This window comes from Pararhizobium qamdonense (assembly GCF_029277445.1).
Classification (GTDB): Bacteria; Pseudomonadota; Alphaproteobacteria; order Rhizobiales; family Rhizobiaceae; genus Pararhizobium; species Pararhizobium qamdonense.
Genome location: NZ_CP119566.1, coordinates 23397 through 41434 on the forward strand (window position 1 = coordinate 23397; position 18038 = coordinate 41434).

The following is an 18038-nucleotide window of genomic DNA, read 5'->3' on the forward strand; positions in this document are numbered from 1 at the left end:
GCTCAGGCTCCCCTTGTCTGCGCGGCAACGGCGGAACGGCGGCCGATCCCGGCAAAGGCGCGGCCGATCGCCGGGCGGAACATGTTTTCCAGCGCCCCGGCAAAAAGGATGACCAAGCCCTGGATGATGACGATCATGTCGCGCGAGATGGCTGGCATTTCAAAGGCGATTTCGGCGCCACCCTGATAGAGCATGCCGAACAGGACCGCAGCCGGGATGATGCCGGCCGGATGCGAGCGGCCCATCAGCGCCACCGCGATGCCGACGAAACCGGCGCCCTGCACGAAATCCAGCTGCATGCGGTATTGCTCGCCCATGATCGGGTTGAGCGCCATCATGCCTGCCAGACCGCCCGAGATCATCATGACGATGACAATAATGCGCGCCTCGCCGATCCCGGCATAGCGCGCGGCCGATGGACTGTGGCCCATGGTGCGCATCTCGTAGCCAAGCTTGGTGCGCCAGATCAGCACCCAGACGCCGAAGGCGGCGAGAAGGGCCAGCAGAAAGGAGACATTGAACGGCGAATTGCCGAGATTGAGCCCGAAGATCGACATCAGCCAGTCCAGCTTCGGCAACTGCCCGCCCGCCTCGAAGGTGCGGGTCTGCGGCGCCATCTGGCCAAGCGGCTTCAGCACCCGGGTCAGGAGATAGACCATCAGGCTGGAGGCGATGAAGTTGAACATGATGGTGGTGATGACCACGTGGCTGCCGCGCTTGGCCTGCAGCCAGCCGGGCAGGAAGGCCCAGAGCGCGCCAAATGTGGCCGACCCGATGATCGCCAGCGGAAACACCACGAACCAGGGCATGGTCTTGTCGAGCCAGAGACAGGCGAGCGCCACGCCGATGCCGCCGATATAGGCCTGCCCCTCACTGCCGATATTGAACAGGCCGGCATGGAAGGCGACGGCGACCGAGAGGCCGGTGAAGATGAAGGTCGTGGCATAATACAGCGTGAAGCCGATATATTCGCCGCGGCCAAAGGCGCCGGTGATCATGTAATAGGCGGCATCCAGCGGATTTTCGCCGACAAGCAGCACGACGAGCCCGGCGACCAGGAAGGCAACGGCCAGATTGAGCACCGGGATCAGGATATATTCGGCCCAGGCCGGCAGTTTTGCATAGGGATTGCTCATTCGGCGGCCTCCTTGCGGCCTTCGACACCGGCCATCAACAGGCCGAGCTCCCCTTCGGTCGCATCCGGATCGCGCTCGCCGACGACACGGCCGGCAAACATGACGATGATACGGTCGGACAGGGCGCGGATTTCATCGAGTTCGACGGAGACGAGCAGGACAGCCTTGCCCTGGTCCCGCATCTCGATGATCCGTTTGTGGATGAATTCGATGGCGCCGACATCGACGCCGCGCGTCGGCTGGCCGATGATGAGGACGTCCGGCCCACGCTCCATCTCGCGCGCCAAAACGATCTTCTGCTGGTTGCCGCCGGAAAAATTGGCGGTCTTCAGCCGGGGATTGGGCGGCCTGATATCGTATTTTTTGATCTTTTCCTCGGCATCCGCCTGGATCGCCTTGGTATTGAGGAAGACGCCGTTGAGGTAGCGCTTGTCGTGGTGGTAGCCGAGGATACCGTTTTCGGCCTCCTCGAATTTCAGCACCAGCCCGACATGGTGGCGGTCTTCCGGCACATGGGCGAGCCCCCTGTCGCGCAGGTCGCGCGGATCGACATGGGCGGTAACGTCGATCGGCTCGCCGTTGAGCAGCACCCTGCCGCCGACCGCCTTGCGAATGCCGGAGATCGCTTCCAGCAGTTCGGACTGGCCATTGCCCGCCACCCCGGCAATGCCGACGATTTCGCCGGCGCGCAGGTTGAACGAGACATTATCGACCATGGTGACGCCACGGCCATCGCGCACCGTCAGGTTTTCGACCGCAAGCTTGACCTCGCCAGGATTGGCCTCGCCCTTTTCGACCCGCAACAGCACGCGGCGTCCGACCATCAGCTCGGCCAGTTCCTCGACCGAGGTTTCCCTGGTTTTGCGCGTCGCCACCATCTCGCCGCGGCGCATGACGGACACCTCGTCAGTGATCGCCATGATCTCGCGCAGCTTGTGGGTGATGAAGATGATGGTCTTGCCCTGATCCTTCAACTGACCCAGGATGCGGAACAGGTGATCGGCCTCGGGCGGCGTCAAAACCCCCGTCGGCTCGTCGAGAATGAGGATATCGGCCCGGCGGTAGAGCGCCTTCAGGATTTCGACGCGCTGCTGCAGCCCGACCGGCAATTCCTCGATCAGGGCGTCCGGATTGACCTCCAGCGCATATTCCTTTTCCAGCCGTTTCAGCTCGACGCGGGCCTTGGAAATGCTGGTATTGAGGATCTGGCTTTCTTCTGCACCGAGCATGACATTCTCGAGCACGGTGAAATTCTCGACCAGCATGAAATGCTGGTGCACCATGCCGATGCCGCTGGCGATCGCCGCGTTCGGATCCTTGATCGTCACGGTCTTGCCGTCGATAACGATATCGCCCTCGTCGGCCTGGTAGAAGCCGTAGAGGATCGACATCAGGGTCGATTTGCCGGCGCCGTTTTCACCGATAATGCCGTGAATGGTGCCCTTGCGAACGGTCAGGTTGATATTCTTATTGGCATGGACAAGGCCAAAGCTCTTGTCGATGCCACGCAACTCGATGGCAATATCGCTCATATTGACCCATGTTCCCCAAGCCGGCCCGGTTTTCTCCGCTTTGACAGCGGCATCCCGGGCATCGATTTTTTTACCAATTGGTTAAGTTTAGCATCGAAATCCGGGCGCGTAAGTCAAAAAATCAAAAGCCCCTCCGCTCTTCCCAGATCATTCCAGATCGTTGCGGAGAGTCCAGCGCGATTTACGCACTTTCCGGCGAAACGCAATATCCCAGTTCGCCGGACTGTATCGATGATGTGGATATGATAGGGGATGGCATACGCATATACGGCTGCCGTGAAGGAAAAAACCATGAGCAATGACAGCGAGCGCCTCATCCGGCTCGAGGAAACGATCGCGCATCAGGCAAAGACGATCGAGGAATTGTCCGACCAGTTGACGCAGCAATGGACCGTGGTCGAGCAAGTCCGGGCCAAGCTCGACCGCCTGACCGAGCGCTTCCTCAGTCTTGAGGAACAAAGCATCGAGGCGCCCGCCAATACACGTCCGCCGCATTATTGAGCGGGCATCCGAACCCAGCGCTCAACACCCCCTCCCCGCAAGGCCCCTCCCCAACCCCTCCCCACAAGGGGGAGGGGCTAAACCGTGGCACCCACGGTGTTCCCGGTTACCATCTTTTGGCGGTCAGCATCCCTTCGCGGTCAGCGTTTAATACTCGTGGCCAGTTGTTGGCGTTCCCTTCGCGGTCAGTTTTAATCGTCACGGCCGGTTGCTTGGTGCGCAAAAGGCGCGGCATCGAAGCCCCTCCCCCTTGTGGGGAGGGGTTGGGGAGGGGTCTTTTGGGAAGGGCCTATCAAAACCTTCCAAACAATAAAAAAGCCGCCGGTCCCAGAGACCGGCGGCCTCTTCATTCAATCCGTTTGCGGATCAATAGGGGCAGGCTTCATCCGACATATAGTCGTGAACCGCAACCGTACCGGCAACGATGTCGGCCTTGACCTTGTCAACGGCGGTCAGCATTTCAGGTGTGATCAGCGCCTTGTTGTTGTCGTCGAGCGCAAAGCCGACGCCATCTTCCTTGAGGCCGAGGTTGGAGGCGCCGAATTCGAACTTGTCATCTTTTGCGGCCTTGAAGGCTTCGTAGACGGCAACATCGACGCGCTTGAGCATGGAGGTCAGGACCTTGCCGGGCTGGAGCGCGTTCTGGTTTGAGTCAACGCCGATGCCGAGCTTGCCTGCATCCGCAGCCGCCTGAAGAACACCGACACCGGTGCCGCCGGCAGCGTGATAGACGACGTCGGAGCCCTGATCGATCTGCGACTTGGCGATTTCGCCGCCCTTGACCGGGTCGTTCCAGGCATCCGGGGTCGTGCCGGTATAGGCTTCGAGCACCTTGACGTCAGCACCGGTGGACTTGGCACCACCGATGTAACCACAGGCGAACTTGTGGATCAGCGGGATATCCATGCCTCCGACGAAGCTGACGGTCTTCGACTTGGATGCAAGACCGGCGAGAACGCCGACGAGATACGAGCCTTCCTGTTCCTTGAAGACGATCGACTTGACGTTCGGCTTGTCGACGACCGTGTCGATGATGGCGAATTTCGTGTCGGGATATTCAGCGGCCAGCTTTTCGAGCGGCGGCGCCCAGTTGAAACCGACGATCACGATCGGGTTGTTGCCGTCGCCGGCGAAGCGGCGCAGCGCCTGCTCGCGCTGGGCATCGTTGCTGATTTCGAATTCGCGATATTCAATGCCGGTTTCGGTCTTGAATTTTTCCGCGCCGTTGAAGGCTGCTTCGTTGAAGGATTTGTCGAACTTGCCGCCGAGATCGAAGATCAGCGCCGGCTTGATGTCTGCGGCAAGCGCCGTGGCCGACATCATCGAAAAAGCAAGGAGACCGAGGAGGGTTTTTTTCATTGTGCAGCCCTGTTGTTGCTATTGATCTTGTTGGGTCCTCCCGCAAGCTCCTCTGCGGGAGCATGTCTGCGGAACCACCACTCCCTTGAAGGGATGTCTGGCTGGCGCGCATCCTTACATGCCTCAAATCAAAATTCACCCGAAATTTTTCAATTGGTAAAAAAAGGTAAATGGCCCAAAAACCTGGCAAAATTATCGTTTTGCGGCGATTTTTTGTGCACGGGCCATCGGCCCTATCAACGCAAAAGGGCGCGGCATCGATCTGCCGCGCCCTCAAAATCGCTCGATCCGTTGCGGCTTACCAGGCCTTGCTGAGCTTCAGCGTCACGGTGCGCTGGTCGCCGTAACCGCAGGTAAACAAGCCTTGGCAACCCTTGACATACTCTTTGTCGAACAGGTTGGTGACGTTGAGGGCTGCGCCCCAGCCGTTCTTCTCGTACCGGATCGCCGCATCCGCGATCAGCGCATCGGGAACCTTGGCGGTATTGGCCATATCGGCGAAGGATTCGCCCTGGTAGCGCAGGCCGCCGCCCAGGCTGACGCCTTCCAGCGCGCCTTCCGTCACCAGATATTCGACCCAAACGGCCGCCTCATGTTCCGGGATCAGATAGGGGCGGTTGCCGATGACCGAAGGGTCGCCGTCTTCCGTGACTTCCAGGTCGTTATAGGTGTAGCTCGCCAGCATCTTCCAGTTCTGGGTGAGGTTGACCTTGCCTTCCAGCTCGAAGCCGGTGGATGTGACCTCGCCGATCTGCTCCTGGAAGGGTGGCGGACCTGCGATCGTCGTCGTGACGTTCTGCTTGACGATCTGGTAGACCGAGGCCGTCAGCGAGCCGTCAATGAAGGTGGGTTCGTATTTGATGCCGCCTTCGACCTGATGGCCTTCTTCCGGTTCCAGCGCGCCGCCGCTGCCCGAGAGGGTGCCGATCTGTGGATTGAAGAAGGTTGCGACGGAGACATAGGGCGTGATGCCATTGTCGAATTCATAGGCAAGGCCGGCGCGGCCGCTGAGTGCGCTGTCATTGGTGGCATAGGACCCCGTGGCCAGACGCGAGCGGTTTTCGATATCGACATAATCATAGCGGCCATTCAGCGTCAGCAGCCAGCCATCGCCGAAGCGGATCTGGTCCTGCGCGTAGACACCAGTCTGCTTCAGGCGGGTGACGCCATCGAGATAGGTGAAATAGGCTGGCAGCCCGCCGCCATAGACCGGATCGGTCGGATCCAGATCCGTCGCCGGGAATGCGGAGGCCTGGGTCTGGTCGATCTTGAAATTCTTGTAGTCGAGGCCAAGCAGCAGCGAATGTTCGAGCGGCCCGGTCGAGAATTCCTTTTCCGCACGGTTATCGACACTGAAACTATCGACGGATGTATCGTGCTTGAAGCCGAGACGGGCGAGATCATAGGTGGGCGTATAGGCATAGGGGTAGACAAGCTCTTCAGCCTTGTCGAGATGGCTGTAGCGCAGGTTCTGTGAGACCTTCCAGCCATTGTCGAATTCGTGCGAGAATTCATAGCCGAGCATCTGCTGGTCGTAGCGGCCAAAATCATGATCCGGCTCGCCGAAGAACAGGTCGCGGTCGATCTTGCCGAACGGGGCGTTGGTGACCGTGCCTTCATAGGGAAGGAAGCCGTTGCCGACATGGGTCTGGTCGAAGGCCGAAACGATCGCATAGACGGTCAGCGATGTCGCATCATCCGGCGCATAGGTGACCTGCGGCATGACGAAGCCGCGCAGATCCTCGGAATAATCCGAATAATTGTCGCCGCCAGCGATCTTGCCGGTGACGCGGTAGGTGATCGTGCCATCGTCATTCAGCTTGTCATTGGCATCGAAGCCGAAGAAGGCATTGCCGAAATTGTTGATGCCGATCTCTGTGGAGTAGGCGGGCTCTGCCTGCGGGCGCTTGCGCACGAGATCGACAATGCCGCCGGGGCTCGAACCGCCATAAAGAACGGACCCCGGGCCCTTCAGCACCTCGACCCGTTCCATCATATAGGCATCGGTCTGGAAACCGCCGAAGCCGAAGGAAAAGAGATTGAGGCCGTCGAGGAAGACACCGGTCTGCGTCGCGTCGAAGCCACGGATGTAGAACCAGTCCGTATCCGGATCGCTGCCGAAGGGTTCGGTCGAAACACCGGCGGTGTAGCGCAGGGCCTCGTCGATCTTGGTGACGACGCCGCGATCGTCCAGTTCCTTGCGGCCGATCACAGAAACGGATTGCGGTATCTGCGAAACCGGCGTTGCGGTCTTCGAGCCCGTGCCCGTCGCCTTTGCCACATAGCCATCGACCGGGCCGGTGGCTTCGCCCTCTGCAGGCTTGCCGCCCTTGCCGCCTTCGACGGTCAGGCGTTCCAGCGCCGTGGCGCCGCCTGTTGCGGCGTCCTGCGCATAGGCAGACTGCGCAACAGTGATTGCCGCAACGGCGGCACTCGCCATCAATACCCGGTAGAGACCAGTCCCCTTGATCTGCATGATTTCGTCACCCCAGCTTGAACCGGGCGCCTTCGCCCCCGTCGGCGGTACGCAATCCGGCATTTCCATGAATATAAGCGGAGTCTTTAGCTCAACTATGATGGACCGGGATTGTCTCTGGCTGCGGTTCTTGAACGTTTCTGGTCCATATTCCGCTTTCTGCCCAGACAAAGCGCAAATGCTCAAAAGCGTTGGCTTTTGGCCCAGGTGGCCGGTGTTGCGCCGACAGACTTGCGGAACACACGGGTGAAGTGCGCCTGATCGGCAAAGCCGGTTTCGGCGGCAATGACGCTCATCGGCAATTCGTCCGTGAGCATCAGTTGCTTGGCCCGCTCGATGCGGGCCTTCATCTGCCACTGGTGCGGCGGCAAGCCGGTCGAGGCCTTGAAGGCATGGCTGAAATAGGATTGCGACAGACCGGTGAGCGTTGCCAGTTCTTCAAGACGAATGCCGCGCAGGCAGTTTTCCTCGATATAATCAATCGAGCGGCGCAACTGCCATGCGGCCAGCTCGCTGCGCTTGCGCGCACGCACCGGCGCAAGCTTCATCACATCCACAAACAGCGCCACCGACAGTCCATCGCCATAGAGATCGTGCAATGGCTGCGGATTTTCGCATTCGGCAGCGATCAGCTCGGCGAGAGCCAGGAACCGCGGCTCGGAAAACAAGAGGCGCGGCATATCCAGCTTGCGCCTGTCGAGTTCCTCCATCAGCCTGCGGCTGAGCACCTCCGCGTTGAAATGCAGATCGAGATGGCGGACATAATTCACATCGACCATTTCGGCCCACAATTCCATGCCTGCCGGAATATAGGAGATCACCTGGCGGCGGCTGTCCTCCGCCGGTGCCTGATGCGCCGGCCGCAGCCGGATGTTGCGCCGCCCGCCGCCCTTGGCGTCCAGTACGATGAAGAGCCTGGGATCATCCGCCACATAGAACCCGCCAGCGGCCGGCGCGCATTCGACATCCCAGAGATCGGCAACGATGCCGTTCCATTCGCGGCGGTTCAGCCCACCGATGACGGAAAACCCGGAAATCCTGTTGTTCATGCGCGGTTGAAAGGTCATAACGCCTCGGCGGAACCGGTCCATGCGGCCGGGAATAAAACCTGCTTTTTATAATCAAGTTTTAATATGGGAAGTCCCGCAGTTTGGCAATTGCTGAAATGCCCGCAAAACCCGTGTTTATCGGCATTGTGTCCTTTTCGCCATGATTGCCCGTCAAATCGGCTCGCCGGGGTTCGCACTCATCAGAGTTTGCGCCGGTTGAGTCAGGCCGAAAACCGGCCAGCGGCGGGCGGGCGCTTATAGCCGATCATCCAAAGAATGAGCGCGATCAGCAGGAAGAAGGCGAAAGCTGGCTGCTGCAGCAACCAGCGGATCATCGGATCGAGAAAGGCGCCATTGGCATGCGGCCGTTCCAGGCCCTGTACGAAAGACAGGGCCGAAGGGCCGGCGGCGGCAAGCGCTGCTGCAAGCGGCGTCAGCACCGGCTGCGATGCCGATACCGACTGGATGGCATCGACGGATGCGACGAGCACGCCTGAGACCAGCACCAGAAAACTCGCAAACCGCAGCAAGAACCGCATTCCGCCTCCCCTATCCGGCCCTATCCGCCGGGTCCAGCAAGCAATAAGCACAGGCTAGAAGAAGTGCAATCCCGCCTTTTCACAGGGCCGGATCGCAAGAAGTCAAAAAACTGTCAGAAATCAGTTGATCCCACCGAGTTCCTCGGTATATATCGCGCCGTCCGCAGGTTTTCGTCTGCGGCTTACCCGGTTTGGCGCAGCCGAACGGGGTTTTCGGGAGAAAGCAAGCGCTTGTCTCTAATCCACCGGCCCCAACCGCCGGTGCGATTGACAAAACGGACAGGTGGCCGAGTGGTTGAAGGCGCACGCCTGGAAAGTGTGTATACGTGAGAGCGTATCGCGGGTTCGAATCCCGCTCTGTCCGCCATTTTCTCAATCAACGTTTATCCAATTTTTCCGGGCAGCCCGCGCTCGAGTGATCACCCGTTCGAACCCGGCTGCGAACCATATTTCCGCCCGCTTCAAGTACACCTTTGCGCAAGCGCGTGCCTGCGCTACATCATTCATGCAATTGACAGTCTGCTTTCAGCCAATTTCCAGTCCGGCGCTGTGCCACCAAGGAGACATGAGCATGACTTATATCGCATCCCCCAAACGCCCCATCGGTCATCCGGAACGCGCGCTCGACTGTGAGGAAGTGTTGCAGGTGGCGCTGGCGCATTTGTCGAACGAGACGTCCCTGACGGAGGATGATGTCGAGGCACAACTTGTTCAGGGCGGCCTCAAGGCCGGATGGGAAGAGGCGGAACTGAGGATTGCGATTGCGGATTTGCGCCGCAATGCGGCCTTGGGATTGCAGGGCCTGCCGGAATAGAGAGGCAGGCAAAAGGCCGTTCGGTGCCGTTTTCGCCACGCACAGGCTAAGCGGAGATCAGTGCCGCCGCCTGTGTCAAAAATACAATATCAACCTGTGTCATGGATCGACGGGCCCCGCCAAGTTGCCCGGTTGAGGCTTGACGGCGGCAGCTGACTGTGGACTTTGTCCGGCACACAATTCCAGGCTGTCCTGTCAAATCTTGTGTTTTGTTGGAAGCGTATCCATGACCTCAGCATCGATCGGCAAGGCTGCCACGTCATCATCCGGGCGCTTCCTGCGGCAGCTGGTCGTCACTCTGTCGCTCGTGGCAACGCTGAGCGCCTGTGGGGGGCATGCCAAGGGCGTCATGCAGCCGCTCAACATTGCCGCCGAGCCGAAGGGCAATGCCGTCGTCGATATGCTGGTGGCAACCAGCCGGCTGCCCTCGGGAGATCCGGCAACGCTGTTTTCCGGCGAGCGCAGCGTCCAGGCCTCCTTGACCGATGTGGCGGTGTCCATTCCATCCAGCAAGATACGCGCATCGGGCACCGTGCAATGGCCAAAGAAGCTGCCGCCCAATCCGGACACCGATTTCGCGGTTGTCCGCGTCCAGCCGGTGCCGGACGTTCAACAGGCGCGGGAATGGGTGCGCAAGCACTCCTCCGGCGGCCATGCGATGGTCTTCATTCACGGTTTCAACAATACGTATGAGGATTCGATCTTCCGTTTTGCCCAGATCGTTCACGATTCCGGCGCTGACGTGACACCCGTCCTTTTCACCTGGCCGTCGCGCGCGAAGGTGTTCGACTATAATTACGACAAGGAAAGCACCAACTATTCGCGCACCTCGCTGGAGAACACGCTGAAGGCGCTGGTCGAGGATAAGAATATCAAGGATATCACCATCCTTGCCCATTCGATGGGAACGTGGCTGGCGATGGAATCGATCCGCCAGATGGCGATCCGCAATGGCGGACTTCCAAAAAAGATCGAAAACGTCATCCTTGCCTCCCCCGATATCGATGTCGATGTGTTTTCCCGGCAATGGAACGAACTGGGCAAACACAAGCCGAATTTCACGATTTTCGTCTCGCAGGACGACCGGGCGCTGGCGCTGTCGCGTTATATTTCGGGCGATGTCCAGCGGCTTGGACAGATCAACCCTGCCGAAGAGCCCTATAAGTCCAAGCTCGAGAAAGCCGGCATCGCCGTCGTCGATCTGACCAAGGTGAAATCCACCGATCGCCTCAACCATGGCAAATTTGCCGAAAGCCCTGAGATCGTGCAGCTGATCGGCCAGCGGCTTGTGACCGGCCAGACCTTGACGGATTCGGACGTCACTCTCGGCGACGGTATCACGGCTCTGGTGGCCGGCACGGTCAATACGGTCGGCCAGGTCACGGCAACCACGGTTGCGACCCCTGTCGATCTTCTTTCCGGAAATCTGAAACTGCCGAAGAAGAAAAAACCGGCAGAGGTCGAAGGCGCCTTCCAGCCGCAGGATGCCCCGTCGCAGTAAGGCGGCGGATCGAGACACGCGGCGGTCTATAGTGGACCACTGCGGAACCATCGCCCCGGATGATCGTTTTACTCCCACAAAGGAGAACGATCATGCCGACCACAATCCCGACACCACAGGACGACAGCCCGCGCGGCCCGCAATCCACGCCGGGCATCCCGGATCGTACGCAGGAAAAACCGGCGACGCCGCCTGTGATCGACAAGGGCGACACGAAGAACCCCAACGACCCCGTTCTGGAGCCGGCTCTGCTCCCCATCGGCGATCCCGCTGGCGCGGCTTAAGGAAGACATCATGTCCACAGACGATACCAACGCCACACCGGAACAGAGGAAGCCGCGCGATGTGCATCGACCACCAGGCGAGCCTTCTCACGCTGACGAGCGATCTAAAGCTCCACCTATGGTTCAGCCGGCAGGCGGCAAGGACGAGAGCGAAAAGCCCATCGTCAACCCTGTGACCGGCGGCTTGATTTGATACAGAGATTGAAAAGAAAAATACCGGCTCGCATTTTGCAAGCCGGTATTTTTATAAGTCACAACAGGAATAGCGGCGTGATGGCGCTCAGTGCGGCAGCACCTCGACCTTATTCTCGACGAGATGAACACCGATCACCGACGCGGCGGCCTGTTCGATGCAGCCGATTTCTGTCTCGCAGGACACGTAACCGCTGAGAATAACGGTGCGCCCGACAGCCATGACGGACAGCCTGGATGTATCGATCAGCGCCGAATATTGAATGTAACGCATGACCTTGTTGGCCAGTTCGTCATCGGTGAGGTCCGAGTGATCATCCTGGTGGATATAAATCTGATTGTGCATGGCGATTGTCCTTCCGCAGGGACAACGCAAGTTTTTCCCGAATGTTCCAGACTTCTGAAATGAGTTTGCAGTGCGGGATATCAGACGCCCGGATGCACATTCCCGGGTTGCAGGCTTACCGGCTGCACGTGGATGAAGGCCTCGACGGCTGCGGCAATGAAGTCCTGGCGGGCATAGTCCATCGGCTGTTCGCCGCGCAACACACCGCGGCATGTCCGGATCGCCGCCTGGTAGGCGGTCCCCTCGTGAATCGGCCATTTTTCCAAGAGGCATTGTGCCGCTTCGCGGGTGTTGCGCACCACCCGGTATGTTCCTATTCCGTCGAGTTCGAGGACGAAGGGTTCAAGCCACCATTTTTCAATCATCTGGCAACCTCCTGCCGCACCTTGGCATATGAGCCTTGCGTGAAATGTACGCGGCGCGGGTTACTTGCTCAGCACCGGGTTGCGGCCGCCGGGCGAATGGGGCTATGGCGGAGAGACCTTCCGCCAAGAGGCCGTGCCTGATGTCTGATGTCTTCCTGAATGTCGTCCCGATTTTCGTTTTGATCCTCTTGGGCTGGCTGATCGTGCGGATGAACTATCTGAAGGCATCGGTGGGAGAGGCGCTTGGAGATTTCGTTTTCCGGGTCGCCGTGCCGGTTCTCCTGTTCCGCACCATTGCCGAGGCTGATTTCCGGGAGGGATCGCCCTGGCCGCTCTGGGTCGCCTATTTCTCCGGCGTCTGCGTGACCTGGACGCTGGGGCATCTCGCAGCGACGGTGCTTTTCAAGAAGGATGCTCGCATCGGGGTTTTGGCCGGGGTGTCGTCCGCCTTTGCCAATACGGTCTTCATCGGCCTGCCGCTGGTGTCCAGCAGCGTCGGTCAGGAGGGTGTCGTGGCCCTGTCCATTCTTCTGTCGGTGCATCTGCCGGTGATGATGATCGCCGGAACCATCCTGATGGAGCGGGCGGAACGCAAGACCAGCGGCAGGCCCGGCCAGAGTCCGCTTGCGCTCTTGAAGGGCATCCTGCGCAATCTGGTGCGTAATCCGCTGGTCATCGGGCTGGCGCTGGGGGCCCTGGTGCATCTGACAGGCATGCCGCTTGGCGGCCCGGTCAAGATCGTCATCGATCAGCTGGCCGGCGTCGCTGCGCCTGCGGCGCTGATCTCGATCGGCATGGCTGTCGATAAATACGGGCTGACCGGCAATACCGGCCTTGCCTCGATCACCAGCGCGTTGAAATTGATCGTGCTGCCGGCGACGGTCTACGGCGCCTGCCAGCTGCTTGGCCTCAACAGCCACTGGACGGCGGCGCTGGTCTTGACGTCATCGGTTCCCACCGGCGTCAATGCCTGGCTGATCGCCAACCATTTCAACGTCGGCCACGGATTGGCCTCATCGACGATTACCATCACCACCGCGCTCGGCGTCATCTCGGTTTCGGCCTGGGCCTATTTTCTGCTGTAACGGAACCCGGACGTGAAAAAGCCCGGCACATGATGGGCCGGGCTCTGTTCAATCTGCATCTTGGCTTTGGATAAAGCGCTTATTGTGCCGGCGCCGTCTCGGTGGCGGGCTTCGTTGCTTCGCCTTCCGTCGCCGGCTTCGTTGCTTCGCCTTCTGTCGCAGGCTTTGCGGCCTCGCCTTCCGTCGCGGGCGTGGCAGCGCCAGCTTCGGCAGCCGGCTTTGCGGCTTCGCCTTCGGCGGCAGGTGCGGCAGCGGCCGTTGCCTCCGGCAGAGCGGCCGGGGTATCGGCCTGTTCGCGCAGCCAGGCAATCAGGTTGGCGCGTTCGTCCGGCTTCTTGACGCCGGCAAAGCCCATGGCGGTGCCGGGAACGTGCTTCTTCGGTGCTTCGACGAAGAAGCTCAGGTGATCGTAGGTCCAGGTCTTGTTGGCTTCGGCGAATGTCTTCATGCCGGCCGAATAGGCAAAACCTTCATGCGAAGCGATCGGACGATCGACAACGCCCCACAGGTTAGGGCCAACCTTGTTGGCCCCTCCCTTATCGGCGGTGTGACAGCTCGCGCATTTCTTGAAGACTGTTGCGCCTGCAGCGGCATCGGCCGAAGCCAGGAGCGGCTTGATATCGACTTCGACTTCCGCCGTGGCGCCAGCGCCGGCATCAGACGCGCCTTCTTCGGCGATGATGGCAAAGCCTTCCTTCTCAGGAGCTTCCGAATGGAAGATGCCTTCCGATGCGATCGATACGGACATCAAAACAAAGACCGTACCGAGGAAGGCACCCACGCCCATGTTTACATATGAGTTCATCCGCAAATGCTCCCCTTGCAACCGGCGCGAACAAAACGCCAGCCTATCTTGAAATCGCGCGGAACCTATGTCTTTTGGCTTTGTGTTGCAACAGACATTATAAGCCCGGGTCTGAGACCTTTTGACACTTTTCCGGCGCGTTTTGAAGGCCTAAGCATGAATAGCGACAATTTGGACAAAACCCTCATTCTGATCCCCGCGCGCATGGCCTCGACACGGCTGCCCGGCAAGCCGCTCGCAGACATCTGCGGCCTGCCGATGATTGTCCAGGTTGCCCTGCGGGCACGCGATGCAAACGCCGGCCGGATCGTGGTGGCGGTCGATCATCAGGACGTGTTCGATACCGTCATCGCCGCCGGTTTCGAGGCTGTGATGACGCGCGTGGACCATCAATCCGGTTCGGACCGTATCCATGAGGCGCTTTTAAAGAGCGATCCGCAGGGAAAAGCCGAAATCATCATCAATGTTCAGGGCGATCTGCCGACCATCGAGCCGGACACCATCCGCGCCGCGCTGAGACCGCTCGAGAACCCTCTGGTCGATATCGGCACCCTGACGGTCGAGATCGAAGACGAAGAGGAAAAGCGCAATCCGAACGTCGTCAAGGTGGTCGGTTCGCCGCTGTCGGACAGCCGGCTGAGGGCGCTCTACTTCACCCGCACCACCGCGCCGCATGGCAACGGGCCGCTCTATCATCATATCGGTCTGTATGCCTACCGGCGGGCAGCCCTTGAAAAATTCGTCTCACTGCCGCCGTCCGTGCTGGAAAAGCGCGAATCGCTTGAGCAATTGCGGGCGCTGGAAGCGGGCATGCGCATCGATGTGGAAATCGTCAAATCGGTGCCGCTCGGTGTTGATACCCCTGCGGACCTTGAAAAAGCCCGGCGCCTGCTTGCCGCCAAAGCCTGATCGGACACCAGCATGATCACCAAAACCAACCGGATTTCCTTTCAGGGCGAATACGGCGCCAATTCCGACATGGCCTGCCGCGACATGTTCCCGGACATGGAACCGCTGCCCTGCCAGACATTCGAAGATGCCTTTCTCGCCGTCGAAAACGGCGAGGCGGATCTGGCGATGATCCCGATCGAGAACACCATTGCCGGCCGCGTTGCCGATATTCACCATCTGCTGCCCGAATCGCGGCTGCACATTATCGGCGAGTATTTCATGCCGATCCGCTTCCAGCTGATGGTGCTTCCGGGCGTCTCGCGCGACGAGATCCGCACCGTGCACAGTCATATCCACGCACTCGGCCAATGCCGCAAGATCGTGCGCGCCAATGGCTGGAAGCCGGTGGTCGCGGGCGACACCGCTGGCGCCGCCAAGCTGGTGGCCGAGATGGGCGACCGCTCGATGGCAGCCCTTGCTCCAAGATTGGCCGCGGATCTCTACAATCTCGAGATTGTCGCTGAAAATGTCGAGGATACGGAAAACAACGTGACGCGTTTCGTCATCCTGTCGCGGGATCCGAAGACCATCAAACGGCAAGCCGAAAACGATGTCATCGTCACCACCTTCGTCTTCAATGTCCGCAATATTCCAGCCGCCCTCTACAAGGCGCTTGGCGGCTTTGCCACCAACAGCATCAACATGACCAAGCTGGAAAGCTACCAGCTCGGCGGCAAGTTCATTGCCACGCAGTTTTATGCCGATATCGAAGGCCATCCCGACGATGCCAATGTCCGACAGGCCCTGGACGAGCTGCGCTATTTCTCCGAAAAGGTCCGCATCCTCGGCTCCTATGCGGCACATCCGATGCGGCTGGTTTTGTAGCTTAGAGCCTCGTACGGCCAGAATTCGCCGCTGGATATCATGGCGAAAACGTGATTGTTTTGCGGCGAACCCGTTTGTTCGCCGCATTGCGCGCTATCTGATTCGCGCCTTGCCCTCCCCGGTAATGACAGGCGCCCGCGAGGTTATGGGGGCGGCAAAGGTCGATACATGACAATCAAAACTCTTCTTCTTTCCTCTTGCGCCGCCCTGGTGATTTCCACCGGCGCGCACGCCGCTGACGCGATCGTGGCTGCCGAGCCGGAACCGATGGAATATGTCCGCGTCTGCGACGCGTTCGGGAAAGGCTTTTTCTACATTCCCGGAACCGAAACCTGCCTGAAAATCGGCGGCTATGTGCGCTTTGATTCCAATGTCGGCGAAAATCCCTATTCGGGCGAAAGCCAGGGATGGGATGCCTTTACCCGCGGCACCATCGTGCTCGATGCGCGTTCGGAAACCGAATATGGCGCGTTGCGCAGCTTCATCGAATTGCGCAGCGATGTGGATGGCATCGACGAAACCACCCCCTACCTCAACGCCGCCTATATAGAGATCGCCGGCTTTCGCGCCGGATACGCGGATTCGCGCTATGACACCTGGCTGAATTCGGCCGGGAATATCATCAACGACGATGTGATCGACTATACCGGCGACCGGACCAATCAGGCCAGCTATGTGTACGGCGAGGATGTCGGCTTTTCAGCCTTGGCCGGCTTTGAAGAAGGTGACGGCAGCTACGATACCGGTTTTGCACCGGCGCCGACCCGCACCTTTAAAAGCGATAATTTTCCGCATGTGATCGGCGGCTTGCGATACTATACGGAAGACGGCACCGGCATCGCCTTTATTGGCGGCTATGACACGAGGGCCGAGGCATTCGGCGGCAAGCTGCGCGTCGATGTCAAGCTGAACGATATATTCTCTGTCTTCCTGATGGGCGGCTACCAGTCGGATTGGGACAATGATGACGGCCCGGGCGGTACGAGACAGCGCAACTATTATGGTCCGTGGCTGGGCGATTGGGCGGCCTGGGGCGGATTTTCCGCCAAGTTGAACGAGAAGGCCTCGCTGAACGGTCAGGCAGCCTATGAAGATGACGGAACCTTCGCAGCCGCCCTCAATGTCGATTACATGCTGACCGAAGGGCTGAAGGTCCAGCCGGAAATCAACTACACCGAGTTTGACGGCGAACGCGGAACCGGCAGCGCCATCGGCGGCACCATTCGCTTTCAGCGCGATTTCTAATCGCCACAACGGCTGAAAAATCTAACGGCGTCCGCCATCGCGGGCCGTTTTCGTTTTTACTTCGGCCAATCCAGCCAATCGCGCATCAACTGGTGCGCAATCGCACCTTTCGGCGGCGGCCCGAGTTCGCCGGCAGCCAGCGTCACGCCGGTATTGCGCGCCAGCATTGCTGCGGTTTCCTCGCGGGTGAACCAGCGGCAATCCTCCAGTTCCTGATCGTCGCGGTGAATGTCGCGTGATTTTGCTTCAGAGTAACAGCCGATCATCAGCGTGTGCGGCATCGGCCAGGGCTGCGAGGCATGATAGCGGACGCGGCCGATGCGGATTCCCGATTCCTCAAGCGTTTCCCGCCGGACCGCATTTTCCATCGTTTCCCCCGGCTCCACGAAGCCTGCCAGGCACGAATACATGCCCTCCGGAAAATGCGGGCTGCGGCCGAGCAGGCAGAGATCGCGCTCCAAATCGATCGTCAGCATGATGACGACGGGATCGGTGCGCGGAAAGACCATGTGGCCGCAGGCCGTGCAGACGCGCCGGTAGCCGCCGGCCTTGCCCTCCATGGCTGAACCGCATTTGCCGCAGAAACGATTGGCCGCATTCCAGGAGATCAGGCTGGAAGCCTGCGCGAACTGGCCCAGAAGCTCGTCGGTCAGCATCTGCTGGCGATAAAGGGTGCGGCCATCGGCAAGCTTGAACGGTTCCGGCAATGCCTCTTCAGTGAGGCCGACCGGCACGGCCAGCCGCGGCTCGCCATTCGGCACGAAGCCCAGCAGAATGGCATCGTCGAGCACCGGCTCCAGGCCCGCCAGCTCATAGGGCGCAAACAGCGGATCGATGATCTTCTCGTCGTGCTTGACCACCAGCTTGCCGCTGGAGAACGCAAAGACATGGGCGCCGGGCGTGCGGAAGGCGGTTTCCAGGCAATCATCGGGACGATGTTCCGATTGCCGGTCCAGGTGATTCTCGGCAAAGGCGACGAGCGTGCTCGGCTCGGGGTGCGGGCTATGCAGGTCGAAGATCGATTTCGTCATGG

Annotated in this window: 19 protein-coding genes and 1 tRNA gene; 10 read left to right on the forward strand and 10 right to left on the reverse strand. The window is 59.8% G+C overall.

The window, feature by feature from the left end:
* Nucleotides 1-2: 2 nt before the first annotated feature.
* Both PYR65_RS00125 and PYR65_RS00130 read right to left on the reverse strand, forming a co-directional pair.
* Nucleotides 3-1136: an ABC transporter permease gene (locus tag PYR65_RS00125; RefSeq protein WP_276119433.1), complete on the reverse strand. Its 1134-nt coding sequence runs from the start codon at nt 1134-1136 to the stop codon at nt 3-5.
* Complete coding sequence (locus tag PYR65_RS00130; RefSeq protein WP_276119434.1) at nt 1133-2668, reverse strand: ABC transporter ATP-binding protein; 1536 nt, start codon at nt 2666-2668, stop codon at nt 1133-1135. Before PYR65_RS00130 ends, PYR65_RS00125 begins: the two co-directional genes overlap by 4 nt.
* A gap of 291 nt (nt 2669-2959) precedes the next feature.
* Between PYR65_RS00130 and PYR65_RS00135 the strand changes: the two genes are divergently transcribed.
* Complete coding sequence (locus tag PYR65_RS00135; RefSeq protein ID WP_276119435.1) at nt 2960-3169, forward strand: SlyX family protein; 210 nt, start codon at nt 2960-2962, stop codon at nt 3167-3169.
* A 366-nt stretch (nt 3170-3535) separates the two neighbouring features.
* Here PYR65_RS00135 and PYR65_RS00140 read toward each other — a convergent pair whose 3' ends face one another.
* From PYR65_RS00140 to PYR65_RS00155, 4 genes are all read right to left on the reverse strand, one after another.
* Nucleotides 3536-4528 (reverse strand): BMP family lipoprotein, encoded by a 993-nt coding sequence (locus tag PYR65_RS00140; protein ID WP_060637990.1) that lies wholly within the window; start codon nt 4526-4528, stop codon nt 3536-3538.
* 298 nt (nt 4529-4826) lie between these two features.
* On the reverse strand, nt 4827-7004 hold the full coding sequence (locus PYR65_RS00145; RefSeq protein WP_276119436.1) for a TonB-dependent siderophore receptor: 2178 nt from the start codon (nt 7002-7004) through the stop codon (nt 4827-4829).
* Nucleotides 7005-7186: 182 nt separating this feature from the next.
* Complete coding sequence (locus tag PYR65_RS00150; RefSeq protein WP_276119437.1) at nt 7187-8071, reverse strand: helix-turn-helix domain-containing protein; 885 nt, start codon at nt 8069-8071, stop codon at nt 7187-7189.
* A gap of 203 nt (nt 8072-8274) precedes the next feature.
* Entirely contained in the window at nt 8275-8592 is a 318-nt protein-coding gene (locus PYR65_RS00155) for a hypothetical protein (protein ID WP_060637988.1), read from the reverse strand.
* Between the two features lie 277 nt (nt 8593-8869).
* On the opposite strand from PYR65_RS00155, the gene PYR65_RS00160 reads away from it, so the two are divergent.
* From PYR65_RS00160 to PYR65_RS00180, 5 genes are all read left to right on the forward strand, one after another.
* Nucleotides 8870-8959: transfer RNA gene (locus tag PYR65_RS00160), tRNA-Ser, on the forward strand.
* A gap of 204 nt (nt 8960-9163) precedes the next feature.
* Nucleotides 9164-9406, forward strand: a complete 243-nt coding sequence (locus PYR65_RS00165) for a hypothetical protein (RefSeq protein WP_060637987.1) — start codon at nt 9164-9166, stop codon at nt 9404-9406.
* A gap of 226 nt (nt 9407-9632) precedes the next feature.
* Nucleotides 9633-10907 (forward strand): alpha/beta hydrolase, encoded by a 1275-nt coding sequence (locus PYR65_RS00170; RefSeq protein ID WP_276119438.1) that lies wholly within the window; start codon nt 9633-9635, stop codon nt 10905-10907.
* A gap of 92 nt (nt 10908-10999) precedes the next feature.
* Nucleotides 11000-11191, forward strand: a complete 192-nt coding sequence (locus tag PYR65_RS00175; protein WP_276119439.1) for a hypothetical protein — start codon at nt 11000-11002, stop codon at nt 11189-11191.
* A 10-nt stretch (nt 11192-11201) separates the two neighbouring features.
* Entirely contained in the window at nt 11202-11384 is a 183-nt protein-coding gene (locus PYR65_RS00180) for a hypothetical protein (RefSeq protein ID WP_276119440.1), read from the forward strand.
* 87 nt (nt 11385-11471) lie between these two features.
* On the opposite strand, the gene PYR65_RS00185 is transcribed toward PYR65_RS00180, so the two are convergent.
* Nucleotides 11472-11729 carry a BON domain-containing protein gene (locus PYR65_RS00185; protein WP_060637983.1) on the reverse strand — a complete coding sequence of 86 codons (258 nt, stop codon included), beginning with the start codon at nt 11727-11729 and terminating at the stop codon, nt 11472-11474.
* Nucleotides 11730-11809: 80 nt separating this feature from the next.
* Nucleotides 11810-12094, reverse strand: coding sequence for a DUF982 domain-containing protein (locus PYR65_RS00190; RefSeq protein WP_276119441.1), 285 nt, complete (start codon nt 12092-12094; stop codon nt 11810-11812).
* A gap of 140 nt (nt 12095-12234) precedes the next feature.
* Here PYR65_RS00190 and PYR65_RS00195 point away from each other — a divergent pair, with 140 nt between their 5' ends.
* A complete protein-coding gene (locus tag PYR65_RS00195) occupies nt 12235-13179 on the forward strand; it encodes an AEC family transporter (protein WP_276119442.1) in 945 nt (314 codons plus the stop codon).
* A 79-nt stretch (nt 13180-13258) separates the two neighbouring features.
* Here the strand turns inward: PYR65_RS00195 and PYR65_RS00200 are convergent, their stop codons facing one another.
* The gene (locus PYR65_RS00200) at nt 13259-13984 is read right to left on the reverse strand and encodes a c-type cytochrome (RefSeq protein ID WP_060637980.1); all 726 of its coding nucleotides are present in this window, start codon (nt 13982-13984) and stop codon (nt 13259-13261) included.
* Nucleotides 13985-14140: 156 nt separating this feature from the next.
* Between PYR65_RS00200 and PYR65_RS00205 the strand changes: the two genes are divergently transcribed.
* From PYR65_RS00205 to PYR65_RS00215, 3 genes are all read left to right on the forward strand, one after another.
* Nucleotides 14141-14893, forward strand: coding sequence for a 3-deoxy-manno-octulosonate cytidylyltransferase (locus PYR65_RS00205; RefSeq protein WP_276119443.1), 753 nt, complete (start codon nt 14141-14143; stop codon nt 14891-14893).
* Nucleotides 14894-14905: 12 nt separating this feature from the next.
* The gene (locus PYR65_RS00210) at nt 14906-15760 is read left to right on the forward strand and encodes a prephenate dehydratase (protein ID WP_060637978.1); all 855 of its coding nucleotides are present in this window, start codon (nt 14906-14908) and stop codon (nt 15758-15760) included.
* A gap of 168 nt (nt 15761-15928) precedes the next feature.
* Nucleotides 15929-17005: a porin gene (locus tag PYR65_RS00215; protein WP_276119444.1), complete on the forward strand. Its 1077-nt coding sequence runs from the start codon at nt 15929-15931 to the stop codon at nt 17003-17005.
* Nucleotides 17006-17061: 56 nt separating this feature from the next.
* Here the strand turns inward: PYR65_RS00215 and nudC are convergent, their stop codons facing one another.
* Complete coding sequence (nudC, locus tag PYR65_RS00220; protein ID WP_276119445.1) at nt 17062-18036, reverse strand: NAD(+) diphosphatase; 975 nt, start codon at nt 18034-18036, stop codon at nt 17062-17064.
* Nucleotides 18037-18038: the final 2 nt, after the last annotated feature.

Coding starts and splice junctions, on each gene's coding strand:
- PYR65_RS00125 (WP_276119433.1), bottom strand. CDS start 1,136: ATGAGCAATCCCTATGCAAAACTGCCGGCCTGGGCCGAATATATCCTG.
- PYR65_RS00130 (WP_276119434.1), bottom strand. CDS start 2,668: ATGAGCGATATTGCCATCGAGTTGCGTGGCATCGACAAGAGCTTTGGC.
- PYR65_RS00135 (WP_276119435.1), top strand. CDS start 2,960: ATGAGCAATGACAGCGAGCGCCTCATCCGGCTCGAGGAAACGATCGCG.
- PYR65_RS00140 (WP_060637990.1), bottom strand. CDS start 4,528: ATGAAAAAAACCCTCCTCGGTCTCCTTGCTTTTTCGATGATGTCGGCC.
- PYR65_RS00145 (WP_276119436.1), bottom strand. CDS start 7,004: ATGCAGATCAAGGGGACTGGTCTCTACCGGGTATTGATGGCGAGTGCC.
- PYR65_RS00150 (WP_276119437.1), bottom strand. CDS start 8,071: ATGACCTTTCAACCGCGCATGAACAACAGGATTTCCGGGTTTTCCGTC.
- PYR65_RS00155 (WP_060637988.1), bottom strand. CDS start 8,592: ATGCGGTTCTTGCTGCGGTTTGCGAGTTTTCTGGTGCTGGTCTCAGGC.
- PYR65_RS00165 (WP_060637987.1), top strand. CDS start 9,164: ATGACTTATATCGCATCCCCCAAACGCCCCATCGGTCATCCGGAACGC.
- PYR65_RS00170 (WP_276119438.1), top strand. CDS start 9,633: ATGACCTCAGCATCGATCGGCAAGGCTGCCACGTCATCATCCGGGCGC.
- PYR65_RS00175 (WP_276119439.1), top strand. CDS start 11,000: ATGCCGACCACAATCCCGACACCACAGGACGACAGCCCGCGCGGCCCG.
- PYR65_RS00180 (WP_276119440.1), top strand. CDS start 11,202: ATGTCCACAGACGATACCAACGCCACACCGGAACAGAGGAAGCCGCGC.
- PYR65_RS00185 (WP_060637983.1), bottom strand. CDS start 11,729: ATGCACAATCAGATTTATATCCACCAGGATGATCACTCGGACCTCACC.
- PYR65_RS00190 (WP_276119441.1), bottom strand. CDS start 12,094: ATGATTGAAAAATGGTGGCTTGAACCCTTCGTCCTCGAACTCGACGGA.
- PYR65_RS00195 (WP_276119442.1), top strand. CDS start 12,235: ATGTCTGATGTCTTCCTGAATGTCGTCCCGATTTTCGTTTTGATCCTC.
- PYR65_RS00200 (WP_060637980.1), bottom strand. CDS start 13,984: ATGAACTCATATGTAAACATGGGCGTGGGTGCCTTCCTCGGTACGGTC.
- PYR65_RS00205 (WP_276119443.1), top strand. CDS start 14,141: ATGAATAGCGACAATTTGGACAAAACCCTCATTCTGATCCCCGCGCGC.
- PYR65_RS00210 (WP_060637978.1), top strand. CDS start 14,906: ATGATCACCAAAACCAACCGGATTTCCTTTCAGGGCGAATACGGCGCC.
- PYR65_RS00215 (WP_276119444.1), top strand. CDS start 15,929: ATGACAATCAAAACTCTTCTTCTTTCCTCTTGCGCCGCCCTGGTGATT.
- nudC (WP_276119445.1), bottom strand. CDS start 18,036: ATGACGAAATCGATCTTCGACCTGCATAGCCCGCACCCCGAGCCGAGC.